This is a genomic window from Gardnerella sp. DNF00257 (assembly GCF_049262745.1).
Taxonomy (GTDB): Bacteria; Actinomycetota; Actinomycetes; order Actinomycetales; family Bifidobacteriaceae; genus Bifidobacterium; species Bifidobacterium piotii.
On the sequence record NZ_CP058403.1, the window covers coordinates 559,008 to 579,853 of the forward strand.

Annotated in this window: 15 protein-coding genes, 1 pseudogene and 1 CRISPR repeat array; of the genes and pseudogenes, 14 read left to right on the top strand and 2 right to left on the bottom strand. The window is 40.5% G+C overall.

Annotation, left to right across the window (positions count from 1 at the left end; translation table 11 throughout):
• Positions 1–96 precede the first annotated feature (96 nt).
• Positions 97–210, bottom strand: a pseudogene (locus tag HXT23_RS02015) (M13-type metalloendopeptidase); the annotation flags it as partial.
• Between the two features lie 96 nt (positions 211–306).
• On the opposite strand from HXT23_RS02015, the gene cas9 reads away from it, so the two are divergent.
• Genes cas9 through cas2 form a run of 3 tightly spaced genes read left to right on the top strand, consistent with a single transcriptional unit; the run spans position 307 to position 5,112 of the window.
• Positions 307–3,867, top strand: a complete 3,561-nt coding sequence (cas9, locus tag HXT23_RS02020; protein WP_422113011.1) for a type II CRISPR RNA-guided endonuclease Cas9 — start codon at positions 307–309, stop codon at positions 3,865–3,867.
• Positions 3,868–3,874: 7 nt separating this feature from the next.
• Entirely contained in the window at positions 3,875–4,783 is a 909-nt protein-coding gene (gene cas1, locus HXT23_RS02025) for a type II CRISPR-associated endonuclease Cas1 (protein ID WP_422113012.1), read from the top strand.
• Positions 4,780–5,112, top strand: a complete 333-nt coding sequence (gene cas2 / locus HXT23_RS02030; RefSeq protein WP_004108445.1) for a CRISPR-associated endonuclease Cas2 — start codon at positions 4,780–4,782, stop codon at positions 5,110–5,112. The genes cas1 and cas2 overlap by 4 nt, the downstream gene beginning before the upstream one ends.
• 50 nt (positions 5,113–5,162) lie before the next feature.
• Positions 5,163–5,838: a CRISPR direct-repeat array (repeat unit 36 nt; unit sequence CAATTATATCAAGAATGGTAGAAGCTAATTTTCAAC).
• 372 nt (positions 5,839–6,210) lie between these two features.
• On the opposite strand, the gene HXT23_RS02035 is transcribed toward cas2, so the two are convergent.
• Positions 6,211–8,343 carry a M13 family metallopeptidase gene (locus HXT23_RS02035; protein WP_422113013.1) on the bottom strand — a complete coding sequence of 711 codons (2,133 nt, stop codon included), beginning with the start codon at positions 8,341–8,343 and terminating at the stop codon, positions 6,211–6,213.
• 91 nt (positions 8,344–8,434) lie between these two features.
• Between HXT23_RS02035 and map the strand changes: the two genes are divergently transcribed.
• The 11 genes from map (at position 8,435) to HXT23_RS02090 (ending at position 20,827) form a co-directional block, all read left to right on the top strand.
• A complete protein-coding gene (map, locus tag HXT23_RS02040) occupies positions 8,435–9,208 on the top strand; it encodes a type I methionyl aminopeptidase (protein WP_016785904.1) in 774 nt (257 codons plus the stop codon).
• 93 nt (positions 9,209–9,301) lie between these two features.
• Positions 9,302–10,423, top strand: a complete 1,122-nt coding sequence (gene prfB / locus HXT23_RS02045) for a peptide chain release factor 2 (RefSeq protein WP_422113014.1) — start codon at positions 9,302–9,304, stop codon at positions 10,421–10,423.
• 111 nt (positions 10,424–10,534) lie between these two features.
• The gene (ftsE, locus tag HXT23_RS02050; RefSeq protein ID WP_422113015.1) at positions 10,535–11,848 is read left to right on the top strand and encodes a cell division ATP-binding protein FtsE; all 1,314 of its coding nucleotides are present in this window, start codon (positions 10,535–10,537) and stop codon (positions 11,846–11,848) included.
• A complete protein-coding gene (ftsX, locus tag HXT23_RS02055; RefSeq protein WP_032812849.1) occupies positions 11,848–12,771 on the top strand; it encodes a permease-like cell division protein FtsX in 924 nt (307 codons plus the stop codon). The genes ftsE and ftsX overlap by 1 nt, the downstream gene beginning before the upstream one ends.
• Before the next feature lie 240 nt (positions 12,772–13,011).
• The gene (locus HXT23_RS02060; RefSeq protein ID WP_230479099.1) at positions 13,012–14,328 is read left to right on the top strand and encodes a CHAP domain-containing protein; all 1,317 of its coding nucleotides are present in this window, start codon (positions 13,012–13,014) and stop codon (positions 14,326–14,328) included.
• Between the two features lie 53 nt (positions 14,329–14,381).
• Positions 14,382–14,870: an SsrA-binding protein SmpB gene (smpB, locus tag HXT23_RS02065; RefSeq protein WP_004130644.1), complete on the top strand. Its 489-nt coding sequence runs from the start codon at positions 14,382–14,384 to the stop codon at positions 14,868–14,870.
• Between the two features lie 889 nt (positions 14,871–15,759).
• Entirely contained in the window at positions 15,760–16,686 is a 927-nt protein-coding gene (locus tag HXT23_RS02070; protein ID WP_016635763.1) for an ABC transporter substrate-binding protein, read from the top strand.
• 117 nt (positions 16,687–16,803) lie between these two features.
• A complete protein-coding gene (locus tag HXT23_RS02075; protein ID WP_422113016.1) occupies positions 16,804–17,799 on the top strand; it encodes an amino acid ABC transporter permease in 996 nt (331 codons plus the stop codon).
• Between the two features lie 83 nt (positions 17,800–17,882).
• On the top strand, positions 17,883–18,719 hold the full coding sequence (locus HXT23_RS02080; RefSeq protein ID WP_422113017.1) for an amino acid ABC transporter ATP-binding protein: 837 nt from the start codon (positions 17,883–17,885) through the stop codon (positions 18,717–18,719).
• 230 nt (positions 18,720–18,949) lie between these two features.
• Complete coding sequence (locus HXT23_RS02085; RefSeq protein WP_016635665.1) at positions 18,950–19,915, top strand: ABC transporter substrate-binding protein; 966 nt, start codon at positions 18,950–18,952, stop codon at positions 19,913–19,915.
• Between the two features lie 33 nt (positions 19,916–19,948).
• On the top strand, positions 19,949–20,827 hold the full coding sequence (locus HXT23_RS02090; RefSeq protein WP_116438491.1) for an amino acid ABC transporter permease: 879 nt from the start codon (positions 19,949–19,951) through the stop codon (positions 20,825–20,827).
• Positions 20,828–20,846 lie beyond the last annotated feature (19 nt).

The window sequence follows — 20,846 nt, forward strand, 5'->3', positions numbered from 1 at the left end:
GAATCATATAAAAGCCTGCTTACGTATTAAACGTTTGCAGGCTTTTTTGTTTATATTATTTGTTTATATTATTTGCGACTTACAAAATGTTGCGATTTACCAAATGTGTACGCGCTCGCTTGGATCGAGCCACATCTCGTCGCCTTCTTTAACGTCGAATGCATTGTAGAACAAGTCAACGTTGCGCGCAATGCCGTTAGTGCGGCACTCTCGTTATTAAGTTAATGCTATGCCATAGATATTTATTACATGAAAATTTATAGATATTTATTTTATTTATATAAATAATTGATTATGATTTTATATATGGAAGGCAATATTTCTTATGCTATCGGCATTGACGTCGGTTTAAATTCAGTAGGTCTTGCTGCAATTCGTTTGGATGATTACGGGGAACCTATAAGAATACTTAAAGCAATGAGTGTTATTCATGATGCTGGTATTGATCCAAATGGTGCAAAAGAATCTGATACGCGTAAAGCAATTTCTGGTGTCGCGCGGCGTGTGCGCAGGTTATATCGTCAGCGCAGACGTCGTTTGCAGAAACTTGATTTTCTATTGCAATCATTGGGTTGGCCTGTTGTTGAGAACAAGGATTTAGATTTTTCTGATTCGTTTATTCCATGGATTTTTCGTGCAAAACTTGCTGATGAATATATTGCGGATGAAGAACAGCGTAAACAAATGTTAAGTGTTGCAATTCGTCATATTGCTCGACATCGTGGTTGGCGCAATCCTTATCAGTCAATAAAGTCAATGATGCAAGAGACTGAGTATTCTGAATTTTACAATGAGTTGTTAAAAAATATTGAAAAGCTTGCGTCAGGAGTAGGTTGTGAAGGTTCTACGCCTGCGCAATTAGTACGTGATTATCTTTTATCGCAACAAGGTAAACCCTCGCGTCGTTTACGTATAACTACAGACGATAAAAAGAAAAATCATCCCAACTTATTAGATCCTGTTTTACCACGTAAGTTAATGCAAAGTGACAGCATGCTTGAGATTCTCAATATTTTCAATGTGCAACATATTGATGACAAGTATGTTAGAGAGCAGATTATTAATGCCGTTTTCTATGCTAAATCTCCGCGTGGCTCTGCAGAAAATCGTGTTGGTAAGGATGCTATAACAAGAAAGGGTAAGCGTGCGCTAAAGGCATCGTTAGCGTTTCAGAAATATCGAATCATATCTACTATTTCTAATCTTCGCATAAGAGAAAATTCAAAAGAACGTTGTCTGACGATAGAAGAAAAACAGAATGTTTATAAATTATTAACGACTTCAATTGATAAGTCATCAAAAAAGAAAAGCACTGAAGCACCATTATACACTTGGATTGATGTAGCTGATTGCCTCGGAATTGAACGCTATAAGTTGCGTGGAGTAGGATCACAAATAGGAGATGGAGAATCTGTTGGTAATCGTCCTCCAATGTTGAATAGTGAGTTAGCTATTATTTATGCGAATAATAAATCTTTAAGACAATCGTTGCTCACTTGGTGGTTAGATGCTAATCGTACGCAAGAAGATAAAGAAGCTCTTATTGATATATTGAGCAACACGGTAGACATAGAGGCAATTCATGATAATCCTGAATATCAAGATAAGTACGGTTCGGCAATAGCGTTTATTGATTCAATGGATGAAACAGAAATTGCGGCATTGGAAAATATTTCATTACCTAATGGTCGTGCTGCTTATAGTTTGGAAACATTAGATGAACTCAATAAGCAAATGCTTGAAACTGATGATGATTTATTTGAAGCGCGCAAAAAGTTATTTAATTTACCAAATAATTGGCGTTCATCTGAAGCTTCTATTGCAGAGCCAACAGGTAATCCTTCAGTTGATCGAGTATTGAAAATTGTGCATCGATTCCTTATAAGTGCTAAAAATCGTTGGGGTAATCCTGTACGTATTAATATTGAACATGTTCGTTCTGGATTCCAATCTAAAAAAATGGCGAATTCATATAAAGAATTATTAGATAAACGAACCAAAGGCAAAGAAAATCTTAAAGCAATGATGCGGAATTCTTTGCATTTGGGCACGAGTGATTCTATTTCAGATGCAGATATACGCCGTTATGAAGCTGTTCAACGTCAGAATGGACAATGTTTGTATTGTGGCTCTGAGATTACTTATAATACTTGTGAGCTAGACCATATTGTTCCACGTAAGGGACCAGGTTCGACGAATACTCGTGAGAATTTAGTTGCTACTTGCTCATCGTGTAACGCTCAAAAGTGTAATACTCCTTTTGCAACTTGGTGCGAACAGTCTACATATTGCAAGAATCATGATATTAGTGTAGATTCCGCTATTAATCGGGTTCGTGCTTTTATTTTCCCGCCTAAATCATACGATAAACACGGTGCTAATCAATTCAAAAAAGAAGTTATATCTCGCTTGAAACAAAAAGTTGGTGATGAAGCGTTTGATAATCGTTCTATTGAATCGGTTGCATGGATGGCAAACGAATTGCATCGTAGAATTGATTGGTATTATAATTCACAGAATTATCAAACAAACAATGGTATTTCCGATATAAGTAATAAATCTCAAATAAATGTTGGAGTTTATGCTGGATCGCTTACTGCTATAGCAAGAAGAATGTCTGGAATTGACGGAAAACTAGAGTTCTTTGATGGTAGAAGAAAAACTCGTTTTGATAGACGACATCATGCAGTTGATGCATCAGTAATTGCAATGATGACTCCAGGAATAGCTCAAATACTTGCAATTAAATGCAATCTGCGTGAAACACAGTTATTACAAGGCAATAAAGTGGTTCCCGGTGGTATTGATTGGAAAGAATATCCAACGGCAAATGATCAAGGATATCAGCAATATGCTAATTGGTCTGTTCGTATGAATGCGCTATTGAAACTTCTTAATGAAGAAATGAGAGCTGATCGTATTGCTGTGGTTAATTCTATTCGTTTGAGATACAGTAATTCTTCTGTTCACCAATATGAGGTACATGCATTATTGAAGTTGCATGTCGGTGATGAAATCGACAGTGAAACAATCCGACGTTCTTCTACTCCTGCACTTTATTGTGCTTTGACAAGGAATCCTGATTATGATGTAAACAATGGTCTTCCTGAAAATCCAAATAGAACTATCCTGTTGCATAATAAGAAGTTAAATGCTGATGATTCGATTACTTTTTTCGAAGCACAAGCAGCGCAGCTTTTCGTACGAGAAGGTTCTGCAGAGATTGGTAATTCTATCCACCATCTACGCATTTATGAATGCTTTAAAAAGTTGAAAAGTGGAAAAGTTCAAAAATCTTATGGAATGATTCGTGTATTTCAAAATGATTTGCATAGACATATTCATGAAGATTTATTCTCGTGTGATTTGCCTGAGCAGTCTATCTCAATGAGATATGCTAATACTAAAGTCGCTCATGCTGTGCAAACAGGTAATGCTAATTATCTCGGATATCTTGTGCCTGGCGATGAGATTATCGTTGATTTTAGTCATATTACATTATCAGAAAATATAGGTAAATTTGTAGAATTCCTAAACAAAATAGGTGCAGATTGTACAGCATATAGGCATTGGGTGGTTGTGGGTACAGACACTGAAAAAGTTTTGATACTTAAACCATCGATGATTTCTTCTGAAGGAATTGACAAGTTGTATTCGAATTGTGAGCGCAATAACTTTGATTATTCTTCTTATGAAAAATCTATTAATGAGATTCTAGCTGGTAAAGGTTGGCGTGTTTCGGTTAATGTATTGGCTCAGTATAAAGCAGCAACTATTCGACGTAATGCATTAGGTGAGCCTCGTTGGGCATCGCGTTCTCATTTACCTATTTCTTGGCGTTGGGATACTGGAGAAAATAGAGAATAGAGGAATTATGCAGAACGCTTGGCGTGTGATTGATTGTACTAATTTACAAGGTGAATTACGGTATATTCGCGGTAGGATTTTAGTGTGTGATCACGCATTAGAGCAGAAAGTTGAAATTCCTCTAGCGGAAACGGCAATATTGCTTATTGGTTTGCATTGTAACTGTTCTGCAGGTCTGCTTCATCAGTGTGCTGAATATGGTACTTGTGTAATGACCTGTGATTGGCGATGTGTTCCTATAAGTGCTATGCATTCGTGGATTAATGTTCCTACGAGAATTACCATCCGTCAATTGTCGCAGGCAACAATGAGTGTGCCTCGAAGAAAAGCAGCGTGGGCTCAGATTGTTCGTGCGAAAATACGTGGACAAGCAGCTTGCCTTGATTTATTAAGTAAAGAAGGGGGTGGGTTATTACGAGGACTATCTAATACTGTTCGTTCTGGAGATGTAACGAATAGAGAAGGTCAAGCTGCTCGTGAATATTGGAAACGTATTTTTCCAAAGGAAGAAGATTTTCATCGTAAACCAGGGTCTGGTCAAGATAGGAATGCTTTACTTGACTATGCTTATATGGTGTTGCGTGGTTTTTCCATTCGTGCAGTTTTATCTGCTGGTCTTAATCCAGCAATGGGTATGAATCATCATAATGGTACTAATTATTTCTGCTTAGCAGATGACATAATTGAACCGTTTAGACCAGCTGTTGATTACGCTGTTTCAAAATTATCATTCTCAGATACTACGAATGATAAAGCAGTTAAAAAGTATTTAATCGACAGTGTTAATCAACAGTTTAATGGTTCTGGACATACAATTCCTAGTGCTTTATCTGATTTAGCTCAATCATATGGTATTTATGTGGAAAAAGACGTGGAAGAATTTCAAGTACCACAATTCGTAAGGAGTGAATTATGAAAGTCGATGAGGACAGTGGTGGCATGTGGTGTTTAGTAATGTTTGATTTACCAGTGAAAACAAAAGTAGAGCGTCACGCTGCAACTGTATTTCGCAATATGCTGCTTGATATGGGGTATGCAATGGTGCAATTTTCTGTATATGTTCGTTATAGCCCCACTCAAACAGGAAATAGAACTTCAGTAAAAATAATTAAGGATAATCTTCCTCCACGTGGATCTATACGCATTTTACATGTCAGTGATCATCAATGGTCATCTGCACAACGTTATTACAATGCCAGGCAAGAAAAGAAAGAGGAGACTCCCGATATTGCTATGCTTTTTTAATCATAAAATGTCTTATAAAGGTTGGAATTCTACCATTCTTGACGATATACCAATTATATCAAGAATGGTAGAAGCTAATTTTCAACACCGCGATAGGGGAGATATTAACGATTTCAATTATATCAAGAATGGTAGAAGCTAATTTTCAACAAGGCATGGCGTTGCTTCGTGAGTATAGCAATTATATCAAGAATGGTAGAAGCTAATTTTCAACCATTTATTGCATTTTTAGAATTTACTAACAATTATATCAAGAATGGTAGAAGCTAATTTTCAACAACGCACAAAGGGCGATATTAACGATTTCAATTATATCAAGAATGGTAGAAGCTAATTTTCAACGACGCGCCAGCATTATTTATGCGATGCCCAATTATATCAAGAATGGTAGAAGCTAATTTTCAACTGATTATTAAAAATAATATGTTGACTGACAATTATATCAAGAATGGTAGAAGCTAATTTTCAACTCTAGCGCGTCCGTCTCTACTTGCGATTCAATTATATCAAGAATGGTAGAAGCTAATTTTCAACAAGATGCACGATAGCAGCGAGCGCAGATCAATTATATCAAGGATGGTAGAAGCTAATTTTCAACCACGCCAGTAAGATTGTAAACTGTTTGACAATTATATCAAGGATGGTAGAAGCTAATTTTCAACTCCTGTCATAAGACACCTTGCAGCATCACAATTATATCAAGAATGGTAGAAGCTAATTTTCAACGAATAAATAAAAACGGGGAAGCTAGAAAGCTTCCCCTGCAGTGATAATCATCAAAACTGCTGAGCAATCAAACTGGATAACAAGTCCAGTCTTATTGAAAATTAGCACTACAAATATATCATTTTTAAGAAATAAAAGACAAGTGATTTTTTTAAGTTTTGTTAAAAGATTTGAAAAGTTAACATATCGATATATTCAATGAATGATGCAGTTGGAAATATTACTATTATTATGTTTAACATATATGCGTTTTTAAAAAGTGCATTCCTAGAATGTATGTATGTACATAGATAGCATCCATATATTCATAATGGGAACGTTACTAATGCAGCGTTCCCATTATGTTTTTATAATATGCGACTTATCAGCGATTTACCAAATGTGTACGCGCTTAGCAGGGTCGAGCCACATCTCGTCGCCTTCTTTAACGTCGAATGCGTTGTAGAACAAGTCAACGTTGCGCGCAATGCCGTTAGTGCGGCACTCTGCAGGGGAGTGTGGGTCGATTTGAAGGTATTGCTCCGCAATCTCGTTACGAGACTTTGAACGCCACACAAGCGCGTAGCTTAAGAAGAATCGTTGCAAAGCAGTGAAGCCATCTACCTTAGGAGCGTTCAGCAAAGTTTCGCGAATTGCATCGTCGCTTCCGTCAATCTCTTGACCATTGCTCTTTTGCAAAGCAAAAGCGTACGCTTTAAGCGCAATAGTTACGCCGCTTAAATCGCCAATATTTTCGCCGATTGTTAAAGCGCCATTTACGTGAGGCATTGCATTGCGTTCTTCTTTGCTCTTTAAGTGAGAATACTTAACAATAAGCTGCGTTGGAGTAAAAGCATTGTATTGCTCAATAAGCGCTTTAGTGCGCTCAGTGAAGTTGGTTTTGTCTTCTTCAGTCCACCAATTGTTAAGAACGCCGTCGCCATCGTATTCGCAACCTTGATCGTCAAAACCGTGGCCGATTTCGTGGCCAATTACTGCACCAATGGCACCGTAATTTGCTGCGTCTGGAGCACTTGGGCTAAAGAATGGAGGTTGCAAAATCGCAGCTGGGAACACGATTACGTTAAGCAGTGGATCGTAGTAAGCGTTTACGGTTTGCGGAGTCATCTGCCACTCTTCGCGATCCACAGGTTCTCCAGCTTTTGCAGTATACCTACCAAACACAAATCGAGAAACTTCGCGCATATTCTCAATTAAGCCAGCGTCTTCCTTAATATTTAGCGCAGAGTAGTCAATCCAATGATTTGTGTAACCAATATTTGGCTCAAACTTGCTAAGCTTTTCCAAAGCCTTTGCCTTAGTCTCCTCGCCAAGCCAGCTGCTGTTAGAAATAGATACGCGGTATGCGTTAATAAGATTGCTAACTAAGCCTTCCATATACTTTTTAGAAGACTCAGGGAAGTGCAAGCGCACATATTCGCGGCCAATTTCTTCGCCGCAAGCATCGTCAACAACTCCGATTGCGCGCTTCCAGCGGTCGCGTGGCTTGGTGGCGCCAGAAAGCACTTTGCCGTAGAAGTCGAATCGCGCTTGTGCAAAGTCCTCGCTTAACATGCTTGCCCAGCACAAAATCACATGAACGCGTGCCCAAAGCTTTAGATCTTCTAAGTTCGCTTCTTGCCAAATCTTATTCAATCCTTCTATAAAGCTTGGCTCGTGAACTACTACTTTGCTAAAAGCTTTGCGAAGATCTATTGGCTGATTCTTTGCTTCTTCCGAGTTATCGTAAGATTTTTGAGCAGCATCTAAGAAAGCGTCAAGGTTTAGTGCTTCAAGCGTTTTTGCCAAATCTTCATAATCGTAAGGATTATAAGTTTTTTGAGAATCGCGTGTTGCTACATTATCCCAATGGTTGCTTGCGATTTGTGTTTCCACCTTCAAGAAACGTTCCGATTGCTCGCTTGTAGTAGTGGCATCTCCGTAACCAGCTAATCGCAGCAACTTTGCTACCATTTTTACGTATTCAGCGCGAATCGGAGCGTAATTATCTTCGCGATAGTATGCTTCGTCTGGCAAGCCCAATCCAGCCTGCTCAATGTGCATAATATTCGTCTTAGGGTCTTTAGGGTCTCCGTATACGCCAAAAGCAAACATTGCATTTGGGCCGCCGTATGGAGTAAGAGAAGCAATAGTGCGAACTAAGTCTTCTTTGCTGCTAGCTGCATCAACAGCGTCTAAATCGCTCTTAATTGGCGTAATTCCAGCTTTTTCAATAGATGCAGTATCTAAATAGTTACGGTATAAGATTCGCGACTTTTTGGCTGGGCAATCTTCGCTTTCTAAAATATCTCGAATTTGCGTTTCTGCATCTTCTGCAAGCTTGTAGAAAGCACCAAACATTGGTTTGTCTTCTGGAAGAGTGTAAGTGTCAATCCAAGGACCGTTTACGTAACGGAATAAATCGTCTTGTGGTCGAATAACCGAAGAGAAGGAAGCTGGGTCAAAATTTACAGCAGAAATTTCCTTCTGCGATTCTTTATTATTATTTTCATTGTTATTATGCATGTGCCTAGATTACAAGTATTAAGCGACATCATTGGCTAGTATTTTCGCCATATTTTGTGCTATTTTCGTGCCTGCGCGTTAGTCTTAAATCATGATTGAACTTAAAACTCCATCCGAAATTGAAGCTATGAAGCCTGCGGGTCGCTTCGTTGGTAGTATTCTTAAAGATTTACAAGCAATGACAAAAGTTGGAACAAATCTTCTTGAGATTGATGACTTTGTTCGCCAACGCATTATGAGCCGTAAAGGTGCATCTTCTTGCTATGTTGATTACGCTCCTGATTTTGGAACTGGTCCTTTTGCGCACTACATTTGCACTTCTGTAAACGATGCTGTTCTTCATGGCGTTCCTTTTGATTACAACCTTAAAGACGGCGATTTGCTAACGCTTGACTTAGCGATTAACGTTGACGGATGGGTTGGAGATTCTGCTGTTAGCTTTGTTGTTGGAAAGCATGCAGATCCAGAAGATTTGCGCTTGATTAAGTGCACGGAGGAAGCACTCGAGGCTGGCATTAACATGGCTCAGCCTGGCAACCGTCTTGGCGATATTTCTGCAGCTGTTGGATGCGTTGCTCACGAGTATGGTTACAGCGTAAATCTTGAGTTTGGCGGCCACGGAGTTGGTCATATTATGCATGGCGATCCGCACGTTCCTAACGATGGCACAGCTCACCACGGCTACAAGCTTCGCCCAGGCTTGGTTATTGCTATTGAGCCGTGGTTCTTAAAGACTACTGACGAGATTTATCAAGATCCAAAAGACGGTTGGACTCTTCGATCTGCTGACGGTTCGCGCGGTGCTCATAGTGAGCATACGATTGCAATTACAGAGAATGGTCCAGAGATTTTGACTGTTCGCTAAACTTTTAATAGTAATTGTGTAAAGCGTTAAATAGCGTTAAATAGTAATTGCGTAAAACGAACATAATAAAACATAAAGAGGTACTTTAAGTAAATGGCGGAATTTGATTTTGCTCAAGCGTTAAATGATGTTGAAGCAAAGTATTCTTCGATTTCTAAAGCAATAGATATTGATTCGCTTAAGTCTACGATTGCAGATTTAGAAAAGCAAGCTGCACAGCCTGGACTTTGGGATGATTCTGAGCACGCTCAGCAAGTTACGAGTAAGCTTTCGGCAGCTCAGTCTCAATTAAAGCGTTTGCAAGCTGTAGATCAGCGCATTGAAGATGCTAAAACTTTGATTGAGCTTGGGCAAGAAGAAGGCGATGCCGATTCTATGAGCGAGGCTCAAGATGAGCTTGGCGCTATTGCTCACGAGCTTGACGATATGGAAGTACAAACTCTTCTTGACGGAGAATACGACGCGCGTGCAGCTGTAGTTACTATTCGATCTGGCGCTGGTGGCGTAGATGCTGCTGATTTTGCGCAAATGCTTCTTAGAATGTACTTGCGCTGGGCAGAGCGAAATGGCTACAAAACTAAGATGATGGACACGTCTTATGCGGAAGAAGCTGGTATTAAATCTGCGACTTTCCAAGTGGATGCTCCATACGCGTATGGTCGTCTTTCCGTAGAAGGCGGCACTCACAGAATGGTTCGTATATCTCCATTCGATAATCAAGGCAGGCGTCAAACTGGCTTTAGTGCCGTGGAAGTAATCCCACTTGTTGAAGCTACGGATCATATTGACATTCCAGATTCAGACATTCGCGTAGACACTTTCCAAGCGTCTGGTCCTGGCGGACAAGGCGTAAATACTACGTATTCTGCTGTTCGTATTACCCATTTGCCTACTGGTTTGGTTGTTTCTATGCAAGATGAGCGCAGCCAGATTCAGAACCGTGCCGCTGCAATGGCAGTTTTGCAATCGCGTTTGCTTGTGTTAAAGCATGCAGAAGAAGCTGCTAAAAAGAAGGAGCTTGCTGGAGATATTAAGGCAAGTTGGGGAGACCAAATGCGCTCCTACGTTCTTCACCCGTACCAGATGGTAAAGGATTTGCGCACAGGCTACGAAACTTCGCAAACTCAAGCTGTTTTTGACGGAGATATTGACGGTTTCATTGAAGCTGGCATTCGATGGAGGCACGAGCAGCGAGTTGCTGCAAAGCGCGGATAATTGCGTCTAGGTTGTTTTGACTTAGCGTAAAGCGCCTAAAATCAAAAACAATCTATAAGATAGTAAAAAGTAAAGAATATCGTTCAATAGTTCGTAAAGGAAAATGCAGATATGTCTCTGATTTCGCTAGAACATGTGTCGAAGATTTATCCTAAGGGCACACGCCCCGCTTTGGACGATATTTCTTTAGACGTTAATCGCGGCGACTTTGTGTTTCTTGTGGGCGCTTCTGGGTCTGGTAAGACAACGCTTTTGAGTTTGCTTTTGCGAGAAGAAGAAGCCACAAAAGGCGAGATTCACGTTGCTGGCAACGACTTGAGGCGACTGGTAAATCGCCAGGTTCCGCAGTATAGAAGGTCACTTGGCTTTATTTTTCAGGATTATAAGCTGCTGAATAATAAAACTGTGTATCAAAATGTGGCTTTTGCACTAGAGGTTATTGGCACGAGCCGCTCTACGATTAAGTCGCTTGTTCCGCGAGTTTTGGAAACAGTTGGTTTAACTGGCAAGGAGAATAATTATCCGCACGAGCTTTCGGGTGGAGAGGCTCAGCGAGTTGCCATTGCGCGCGCGTACGTTAATCATCCGCAAATTCTTCTTGCAGACGAGCCTACTGGAAACTTGGATCCTACAACTTCGCTTGGAATTATGGAAGTTTTGGACGCCATTAATCGCACGGGTACTACGATTGTTATGGCTACGCACAATGAGGAAATTGTTAACTCTATGCGAAAACGCGTTGTGGAGCTTCATTCTGGTCATATTGTGCGAGATGAGCGCGAAGGCTCTTACGATTCTGCGCTTTACTTCCCAGACGCAGATGTTGAGCAAAAGTCGAAAGCTCAACAAGCTGTAGAAGGAGACTCCATTAGTGCTGCTGTTGCTGATTCTAATGGCGATTCTAAGAGCGGTTCAAATGGCGAATCAAATGCCGAATCAAATGGCGAATCTAGCTCAAATGCTAATAGTCAATCACCTATAAATGCAAATGGTTTTGACGAGTCGCAAGAAAATTATCGTTTTATGTCTAAACGTGCAAAGCGTGCAGTTCAAGCAAAAAAGGCAATGGATGCTGTTGCTCAAACTTTGCAAAATGGGTCCGAAAATAATGAGGGCATTGCTCGTCTTGCGCAATCTGTTCATTCTGGCAGAACGGGTAGATATGGCGAGGTTTTTCAGCCTTTAGAAACAACTATGACTTGGGGGCGTGGGCTTTCGATTCCGCCTGCTCCTCCTGCAAAAAAGTCAGAAGATAAGGGTGATGCCAGTAGCGTTGATGGGTCGAATGAAACAAGCTCTAATAGCAAAGCTAGCGATAGTGAAGCGAATAAAAGCGAAGTAAATAAAACAGAAGCGAATAAAAGCGAAGAGAATAAAACAGAAGTGAATAATAGCGAAAATCTTAAGGACGAAGGAGACGAGTAATGCGATTGCGATTCATATTCTCCGAAACGTGGATTAGTTTACGCAGAAACGTTTCTATGATTATTTCGGTAATGCTCGTTACCTTCATATCGTTCTTGTTTATAGGCGCATCTGTTCTTATGCAAGCACAAATCACAAAAGCTAAGGGCGATTGGTACGACAAAGTAGAAGTGGTTGCGTGGCTTTGCCCAGATGGTACGAGTCAAGCAGCATCTTGCGCTTCTGGAAAAGCTCCAACAAAGAGCGAAATCGTAAAGTTAGAAAACATTATTAACCAAGAACTTGGCTCAGACGTTTCAAACATAACTTACGTTAGCAGAAGTGAGTTTTATAAAAACACTTTTCTTAAGCAATATCCTAATGGCTTATATCAAGGCCGCACTTTAACAGCTGCAGATATGCAAGATTCCTTGCGACTAAAGCTTACAAATCCAACAAAATATCAAGTTGTTTCCGAGGTTCTTTCTGGTCGTGAAGGCGTAGAAGAAGTTGTGGACCAAAGGCAGATTTTTGACCCCGTGTTTAGTGTTTTGAATCACGCAACAGCTGTGACTATTGTTCTTGCTGCAGTTATGGTTGTTGTTGCGATTATGCTTACAGGTACTACGATTCGCATGTCTGCGGCTTCTAGAAAGCAAGAGACAGAGATTATGCGACTTGTTGGCGCTTCTAATTGGACAATTCGTATGCCGTTTATTTTAGAAGGAGCGTTTGCTTCTCTTATAGGATCTTTGCTATCTGGGTGCGCGCTAAGCATTGTTGTTAAGGTGTTTATTACAGATTGGCTTGCACAAAACGTTCGTTGGATGCCGTTTGTTAATCAAGCAACTGTTTGGATGACTGTTCCAGCGTTGGTTATTGGAGCTGTATTGCTTTCAATAATCGCCTCTGCGTTTGCTTTGAGACGATATTTGCAAGCGTAAATTGTCTTAAATAAATTGTTATAAGCAAATCGTCTTAAATAAATCGCCTAAATATAAGTGATATAAAACTTAAGATTGGTTTGAAACGCTTACGATTAATAAGATTTTCAATGTATAATTCGCTTTAGTGCTTGTAAAGGTTGAAAGGAAAGCAAGTTGGGTAGAAAGTTTGAAAGCAAAGGATGCTATTTTTACTATTCTAAACGCGTTGTTACTAGCGTGATTGCGCTAGGCGTTCTTATGCTTTCTGCATTTACTATTCTACTTGCGTATACTCCTTTGCGTGCGAATGCTGTAACAATGCAAGATTACAACAGAAAAGTGCAAAGTAATGCGGCTCTTAAAAAGCAATTGGCTGGAGTTAGTAAGCAGCTTGCAGATAAGATTTTAGAGCTTAATGATCTTAACGAGCATCAAATTCCAAACCAGATTCGAGCAGCTCAACAGGCTCAAGATCAAGCGCAACAAGCAATGAGTCTTGTTGAATCAACAAATCAACGTTTGCAATCTGCTCAAAAAGATAAGCGCGATTTGGAAGAAAAGATTAAAAAAACTGGCGAAGATTTTGACGACGCAAAGGCTGCTGTGGCCCAGCTTGCGCGAAAAAGTTTCCACGGCTCAAACGCTTCTAACGTAATGGCTATGGTAACCAATTCAACAACTACCGAGCAATTTGTTGGAAAACTTCAATCGGAAGCTGCCGTTGTTCGTAGTGAGGCGAATGCTGCTAACGATGCTGCTGTTACTTTGAGCAACTCAATGAATAGGCGTCAGCGTTTGGCTGCTATAGAAGATGAGATTCAAAAATTAAAGCAAAAAGCTCAAGACCAGGCACAAAGCGCGCAAGCTGCAGCAAAAGCTGCTGTAGATAAGCAGCGTTCTTTGCAAAATTTGCGAGACCAGGGAAGTGTTCTTAGAAAGCAGTTGGAAAGTCAAAAGAACAGTCTTACGTCTCGTGCTGCTCGTGAGGCTGCAGAAATCGTTGCGTTAAAGTCTCAAATCGACGCTCAAGCTAGGGCTTTGGCTGCGTCTGCTGCAGCTCGCATGAATCCAAATGCTAATCGCCAACAAATGCGTGGTAGTGGCTGGAGTGCGCCTTATTTGCCTGCGTTGCCTCTTTCTAATGGTGCTGCAAGTGGTATGAATTACTCAGTTCCTGGCAATTGCCCTGCTGGTGCTGGTAATTGCTACGGACATAATACTGGTAATACTGCTGGAGGTTCTGCATACCCTGCTCGCCAGTGCACGCTTTGGGCATATTTGCGTAGGTCGCAGCTTGGTTTGCCTGTTGGGTCATTTATGGGAAACGGCGCAGACTGGGCAAATTCTGGGCGCCGACTCGGTTATCTTGTAAATCGCACTCCACATGTTGGCGCTGTTATGGTGTTTTCTAGAGGTGCTGCTGGATCCGACCCTACGTATGGTCATGTTGCTGTTGTTGAGCGCGTAAATTCCGATGGCTCCGTGCTTATATCTGAAGGTGGTGTTGGGTTTGCAACGTTCCCGTCTTATAGGACTATCGGCAATGCTGGAAACTATGAGTACGTTCACTATTAATTTTTAATTTTTATGATTTGATTTAGGTATGACTCGATTTAGGTTGGTGTAATTTGGATAAAAAACCTGGTTCAGATGGTACTTTAACTGTTGCAAGAAATAAAAAAGCTAATCACGACTATGCGATTGAAGATTGCTACGAAGCAGGTATTGCGCTTACTGGAACCGAAGTTAAGTCTTTACGAGAAGGCAGAGCTTCTTTAGCTGAAGCGTTTGTAAATATTGATAGACGTGGTGAGATTTGGCTAGAAGGCGCAAATATTCCAGAGTATCTAAATGGAACGTGGAATAATCATGCGCCAAAACGCAAGCGTAAGTTACTTCTTCATGCTGTTCAAATTGCTAAGCTTTCTAGGCAAATTGAAGCTAAAGGTTATACGATTGTGCCTTTGAGGATTTATTTTAAGGGCAGTTACGCTAAAGTTGAGATTGCTTTGGCGCGAGGCAAAAAAGAGTACGATAAGCGGCAGGCTTTGCGCGAAGAACAAGATAAGCGCGAGGCATTGCGCGCTATGCGATACAAGAATATGCAATCTAGGTGATTCGCCGTTTTGCGTCTTCCTTGCTTGGTGTTGTAGGAGGTCTGGGTGTTTCTTGTCTCACAACGCTCCGCCTATTACGTGTTGTCTAGTGTTGCGGTTGTTCCGATTTGGCTTTGATTTTGTTTTTGTGTTGAGGTTTGTTTGTAGGGTGAGTCATTGGATTATTTGGTATCGTCTGCCGCTCTTATACTGTTCGACCAAGAATCACCCAGCCCTCTTGCATGCTTGAACAATTGCGTAGCTTTCATCACTGAGATTCTCGATTTTTCTTCTTCATTCGATGAATCACCATTTCATGCTGAGGTTCATCTCATTCAGTGCGAAAAATCTCGAATCTCTACCTAGCTTGCGCACCAACCTGCCTGAGCGCTTAAAGCGTAGCGCGCGAAGGTAATTTGGCGCGCTGAGCTTGCTTAAGGTTGAAAGCACAGTGTGCTTTCAACGCAAGCGAAGACGTTCGCGCGCTTAGACCGCGCGAACGATGTTACGGGTTTTGTACCAAATTTGACCTAAATCACGTACAAAAAGCGGAACCAATTGACGCACTTTGTACCAAATTTGACCTAAATTACGTACAAAGTGCGGAAAATAATACGCGCATATTTCACTTACTTGGTGTTGCTCGGGCGCGACGACCTGCCATGTAGTGCGATTGTATAACGACACGCCGTATATTATTCATTTTTACGAATAATATACGGCTTTTTGATTTTGCAATTCGCTATTTTTCGCTAATTTTTAATATATGCGTGTATGGCAATTTATGAATATTCAGTTTTTGTATTTTAATAATCGCAATTTAGTAGCGATATCGTGTATAGTTATGCATATCACTGTAAATTATAAGTTATTCATTCTTTAAGACTGAAGGATTGAACAGGAGAAGAAAATGCTTAAGTCAAATAAGATTTTTAAGTCAATTAAGCCAATTGCTGCAATTGCAACTCTTGCATTGATTGGATGCACATGCGCATGCGGCCCTGCTGATTCTAAAGCAGAAGACCCAGATGTGGCACGCAGCTACGATGTAAGCAAAGTTCAAAAAGACGAAGAGATTGCAAAGCTTGTTCCAGAAAGCGTTGCAAAAACTGGCGAGCTAACTGTTGGCGTAAATGTTAGCTATGCTCCTGCAGAATTCTTTGCTGCCGATGGCAAAACTCCAGTCGGTTACGAGATTGATTTTTCTAAGGCGTTAGCAAAGTTGATGGGCTTAAAAGCCAAGATTATGCACGCGCAATTCGATTCCATTATTCCAGCAATTGGAAGCAAGTATAACGTTGGAATCTCTGGCTTTACAGTCAACGCTGAACGTATGAAGTCCGTTGATTTTGTAACGTACGCAAACGCTGGCTTATCTTTTGAAGTTCGTAAAGGCAATCCAACTAAGGTGGATCCAAAGAATCTTTGCGGCAAAAAAGTTACATTAGAAACTGGCACTGTTGGCGAGCCAATCATGGAAGAAGCCAAGAAGCAATGCAAGGCGAATAACAATAAGCCGCTTGAAATCCTAAGCTTTAAGGATCAAACAGATGCCACTACAGCTTTGCTTTCTGGCCGCGCAGATGTTATGTATGCAGACACTCCTGTTGCTGGTTACGCTGCAATAAAGAATAGCGGAAAGCTAGAGATTCTAGAAAGCAGCGATGACGCGGAGCCAATGGGTGCAGCTGTTAAGAAGGGCGATGCTAAGATGCTAAAGCTTATTAAGGCTGCAATCGATAAGCTTATGAAGAATGGCGTTTACAAAGACATTCTTAAAAAGTGGGGCGTTGAAAACGTTGCTATTAAGGAAGCGCAAGTAAACCCAGAAGTCTGATTTTAAATTCGGCGTGCGTTTATAGCTATTAGTATAGGTAAAATCGCACGCCAATTTTTTGTATTTAATCTACATTAATTTGCATATGTTGCAACCTAAAGTCTTTATGGAGAAAGTATGTTTAACAGTTTAAATAAAAAGCCTTTGCAAAATTCGCAAGGAAGCGAGCGCATTTTGCCAGTTAAAAATCCTGGACCAATCGTAGCTGGCATAATCGTAGCTATAATTGCATGCTCACTGCTTTATTCTATAGTCACCAATCCGCGATTTGAGTGGAATGTTGTTGGAATTTATCTTATAAGCAACAACGTTCTTGCTGGTATTGGTTGGACTTTGTTGTTGACTTTGCTTTCTATGGTTATTGCGATTGTTTTGGCTGTTTGTTTGGCTATGATGCGTAAGAGTGTTAATCCTGTTTTGCGTGGTGTGAGTTGGTTCTTTATTTGGTTTTTCCGTGGTACGCCTGTTTATACGCAGCTTGTTTTTTGGGGTATGTTTGCGGTTCTTGTTCCTAAGTTGAGTTTGGGTGTTCCGTTTACGTCTGTTGAGTTTTTCTCGATTGATTCTAATGTTGTTATGACTTCTTTGAATGCTGCTGTTATTGGTTTGTCTCTTAATGAGTCTGCGTATTTGTCGGAGATTGTTCGTGCTGGCTTGGAGGCTGTGGATGCTGGTCAGGTTGAGGCTGCTCAGGCTTTGGGTATGGGTAGGTCTTTGACTATGCGTAGGGTTGTTTTGCCTCAGGCTATGCGTATTATTGTTCCGCCTTTGGGTAATGAGACTATTGGTATGCTTAAGACTACGTCTTTGGTTTTGGCTGTTCCTTTTACTTTGGAGCTTCAGTTTGCTACTAATGCTGTTGCTAATCGTATTTATAAGCCGATTCCGCTTCTTATTGTTGCTAGTGTTTGGTATTTGGTGATTACGTCTGTTTTGATGGTTTTGCAGGTTATGTTAGAAAAGCATTTTGGCAAAGGATTCGAAGCAAAAGACATTGTAAAAAATACGCAAATCAACTCAAATGCTGCAAAGCGTGGAGATAAAGCCATTAAAGCTGCTAGCGATGCGGTAAATGGTCGCAATAATGCAACAATGCTTGGATTTAACGCATAGTTGTATTGATTGCATAATGCAAGCATAAATAAGTGCATTATAAATGATAAAATTCCATTAGTTTTTATTAGATTTGAGGAAAAATGACAAATAATCTAACACTTACAGAGCAAGACGTACAAGACGCGCAAAATCAGAATAATAATAATGATATTCCAGCAGTAGTTATAAGCGATTTGCATAAGAGCTTTGGCAATTTGCAAGTTCTTAAGGGCATTAATATGACTGTTAAGCCAGGAAGTGTAACAGTTATACTTGGGCCTTCGGGAAGTGGAAAGTCAACCTTACTGCGATTAGTGAACCAGCTTGAAACAATCACATCTGGAAAAATTACGATTTACGGCGAGCGCATTGGCGTAAAAACTGTTGTTCGTAAGGGTAAAGAGGTTTTGCAAGCGTTAAACGATAAAGAGATTGCAGCGCAGCGCGCAAAGCTTGGAATGGTGTTCCAGCGTTTTAACCTGTTTCCACATATGACTGCTATTGAAAACGTTATGGAAGCTCCAGTTCACGTTTTGCACATGGATAAAATTGCAGCGCACGATTTAGCGGTTAAAGAGCTTGAGCGCGTTGGAATGGCAGACCGCGTAGATCATTATCCTTCTCAACTTTCGGGCGGTCAGCAGCAGCGAGTTGCGATTGCTCGCGCGCTTGCTATGAAGCCAGAAATCATGCTTTTTGATGAGCCTACGTCTGCGCTAGACCCAGAGCTTGTTGGAGAAGTGCTTAATGTTATGCGCGACTTGGCAAACGATGGTATGACAATGATTGTTGTAACTCACGAGATTGGTTTTGCTCGAGAAGTTGCAGATCAAGTTGTGTTTATGGACGGCGGAAAAGTTGTTGAATGTGGAACGTCTGGGATTATTGATAATCCTCAAACTGAAAGGTTCAAGGATTTTCTGCACAATGTTTTGTAAGTTTAACATATAAATATAAATACGTAAAAATTAAAGTATTTTGTGTAAAATTATGAATAATTTATGGCTGTGGTGTTTGCTGCAGCCTTTTTATTTTGATTAGTATTATTATTCAAACAATTTTACGTAAAGAATATTTTGCGTAGTGTTTAGCGTGTTTGTGTAATAACAAACATAGTGTAAAGTTGTTCATTGTTTGAATATTCCATCCAATTTATTCGGAGATTAGTATGAGTGATGCATGTTCTTCATGCGAATCAAACTCGCATAGTAAGAACGGCGTTCGTGTATCTCGTTGGCTAAGATTTGTTGCTGCGTTTACGTCGCTATCTTTACTAGGATTTTCTAGTGCTTGCGGAACAAGTGATGCTGTTGGGCCAGATCCTCTTTTAGCGCGCAGCTACGATGTTAATCGTATTAAAAAAGATAAAAGTATTGCTGCAATGTTGCCAAAAAAGCTTGTTGAAAGTGGCGAGCTTGTAATGGGCACTAATGTTGGGTATGCGCCAGCAGGATTTTATGCTAGAGATGGAAAAACGGTTGTAGGATACGAAATTGACTTAAACAAAGCGTTAGCAAAATTGATGGGGTTAAAGCTTCGCATTGTTCACGCGCCTTTTGACGCGATTTTGCCATCTGTTGGAAGCAAATTTGATATTGGTGTTTCGGGATTTACGGTTAGCAAAGAGCGAGAAAAGTCGGTTGATTTTGTAACGTACGCGGATGCTGGCTTGCTTTTTGTTGTTAGAAAAGGCAATCCAACAAATGTGAATCTTAACGACTTATGCGGTAAAAAAGTCTCTGTTCAAGTTGGAACAACAAGCGAAACTCAAATGTATGACGCAAGAGATGTTTGTAAAGTAAGTCGCAAAGCGCCATTAGACGTTCTTGCTTTTAGGGAACAAACGGATGCTACGACTGCAGTAGTTGCAGGCCGCGCAGACGTTATGTATGCAGACACTCCTGTTTCTAGTTTTGCGATTGAGCAAACGGACGGGCAGCTAGAGCCATTGGGTAAAAGCCGCGATAAAGCTCTTATGGGCATTATTGCTCAAAAAGGAGATACTCAGCTTGTAGAAGCAATAAAAGCTGGTATTGAAAAGCTGATACAAACTGGCGCGTATCAAGAAATAATGAAGGCGTGGGGTGTTGAAGACGTTATGATTAAGCACCCAGAAGTAAATCCAAAAGTGTGATTGCTTTTTAGTTGATTAGACTAGGATAAAAACATGAGTGCTAAAAATAACAACAACAACGAGCGTATTTTGCCAGTCAAAAATCCAGTGCCGATTATATCTGGCATTATTGTGGCGATTATAGCGTGTGCTCTTGTGTATTCAATTGCTACAAATCCTCGATTTGAGTGGGCAATCGTTTGGAAGTACATTTTTAACGAGAATGTTCTTGCTGGTATTGGTTGGACTTTGTTGTTGACTTTGCTTTCTATGGTTATTGCGATTGTTTTGGCTGTTTGTTTGGCTATGATGCGTAAGAGTGTTAATCCTGTTTTGCGTGGTGTGAGTTGGTTCTTTATTTGGTTTTTCCGTGGTACGCCTGTTTATACGCAGCTTGTTTTTTGGGGTATGTTTGCGGTTCTTGTTCCTAAGTTGAGTTTGGGTGTTCCGTTTACGTCTGTTGAGTTTTTCTCGATTGATTCTAATGTTGTTATGACTTCTTTGAATGCTGCTGTTATTGGTTTGTCTCTTAATGAGGCTGCGTATTTGTCGGAGATTGTTCGTGCTGGCTTGGAGGCTGTGGATGCTGGTCAGGTTGAGGCTGCTCAGGCTTTGGGTATGGGTAGGTCTTTGACTATGCGTAGGGTTGTTTTGCCTCAGGCTATGCGTATTATTGTTCCGCCTTTGGGTAATGAGACTATTGGTATGCTTAAGACTACGTCTTTGGTTTTGGCTGTTCCTTTTACTTTGGAGCTTCAGTTTGCTACTAATGCTGTTGCTAATCGTATTTATAAGCCGATTCCGCTTCTTATTGTTGCTAGTGTTTGGTATTTGGTGATTACGTCTGTTTTGATGGTTTTGCAGGTTATGTTAGAAAAGCATTTTGGCAAAGGATTTGAAGCAAAAGCAGATAGCATTCATAGCAACAGATAGCAGTAATTGCAAAACATAA

What these genes read in the sequence shown, in the direction of transcription:
- cas9 (WP_422113011.1), top strand. Translation starts at nt 307, where the DNA reads ATGGAAGGCAATATTTCTTATGCTATCGGCATTGACGTCGGTTTAAAT.
- cas1 (WP_422113012.1), top strand. Translation starts at nt 3,875, where the DNA reads ATGCAGAACGCTTGGCGTGTGATTGATTGTACTAATTTACAAGGTGAA.
- cas2 (WP_004108445.1), top strand. Translation starts at nt 4,780, where the DNA reads ATGAAAGTCGATGAGGACAGTGGTGGCATGTGGTGTTTAGTAATGTTT.
- HXT23_RS02035 (WP_422113013.1), bottom strand. Translation starts at nt 8,343, where the DNA reads ATGCATAATAACAATGAAAATAATAATAAAGAATCGCAGAAGGAAATT.
- map (WP_016785904.1), top strand. Translation starts at nt 8,435, where the DNA reads ATGATTGAACTTAAAACTCCATCCGAAATTGAAGCTATGAAGCCTGCG.
- prfB (WP_422113014.1), top strand. Translation starts at nt 9,302, where the DNA reads ATGGCGGAATTTGATTTTGCTCAAGCGTTAAATGATGTTGAAGCAAAG.
- ftsE (WP_422113015.1), top strand. Translation starts at nt 10,535, where the DNA reads ATGTCTCTGATTTCGCTAGAACATGTGTCGAAGATTTATCCTAAGGGC.
- ftsX (WP_032812849.1), top strand. Translation starts at nt 11,848, where the DNA reads ATGCGATTGCGATTCATATTCTCCGAAACGTGGATTAGTTTACGCAGA.
- HXT23_RS02060 (WP_230479099.1), top strand. Translation starts at nt 13,012, where the DNA reads ATGCTTTCTGCATTTACTATTCTACTTGCGTATACTCCTTTGCGTGCG.
- HXT23_RS02070 (WP_016635763.1), top strand. Translation starts at nt 15,760, where the DNA reads ATGCTTAAGTCAAATAAGATTTTTAAGTCAATTAAGCCAATTGCTGCA.
- HXT23_RS02075 (WP_422113016.1), top strand. Translation starts at nt 16,804, where the DNA reads ATGTTTAACAGTTTAAATAAAAAGCCTTTGCAAAATTCGCAAGGAAGC.
- HXT23_RS02080 (WP_422113017.1), top strand. Translation starts at nt 17,883, where the DNA reads ATGACAAATAATCTAACACTTACAGAGCAAGACGTACAAGACGCGCAA.
- HXT23_RS02085 (WP_016635665.1), top strand. Translation starts at nt 18,950, where the DNA reads ATGAGTGATGCATGTTCTTCATGCGAATCAAACTCGCATAGTAAGAAC.
- HXT23_RS02090 (WP_116438491.1), top strand. Translation starts at nt 19,949, where the DNA reads ATGAGTGCTAAAAATAACAACAACAACGAGCGTATTTTGCCAGTCAAA.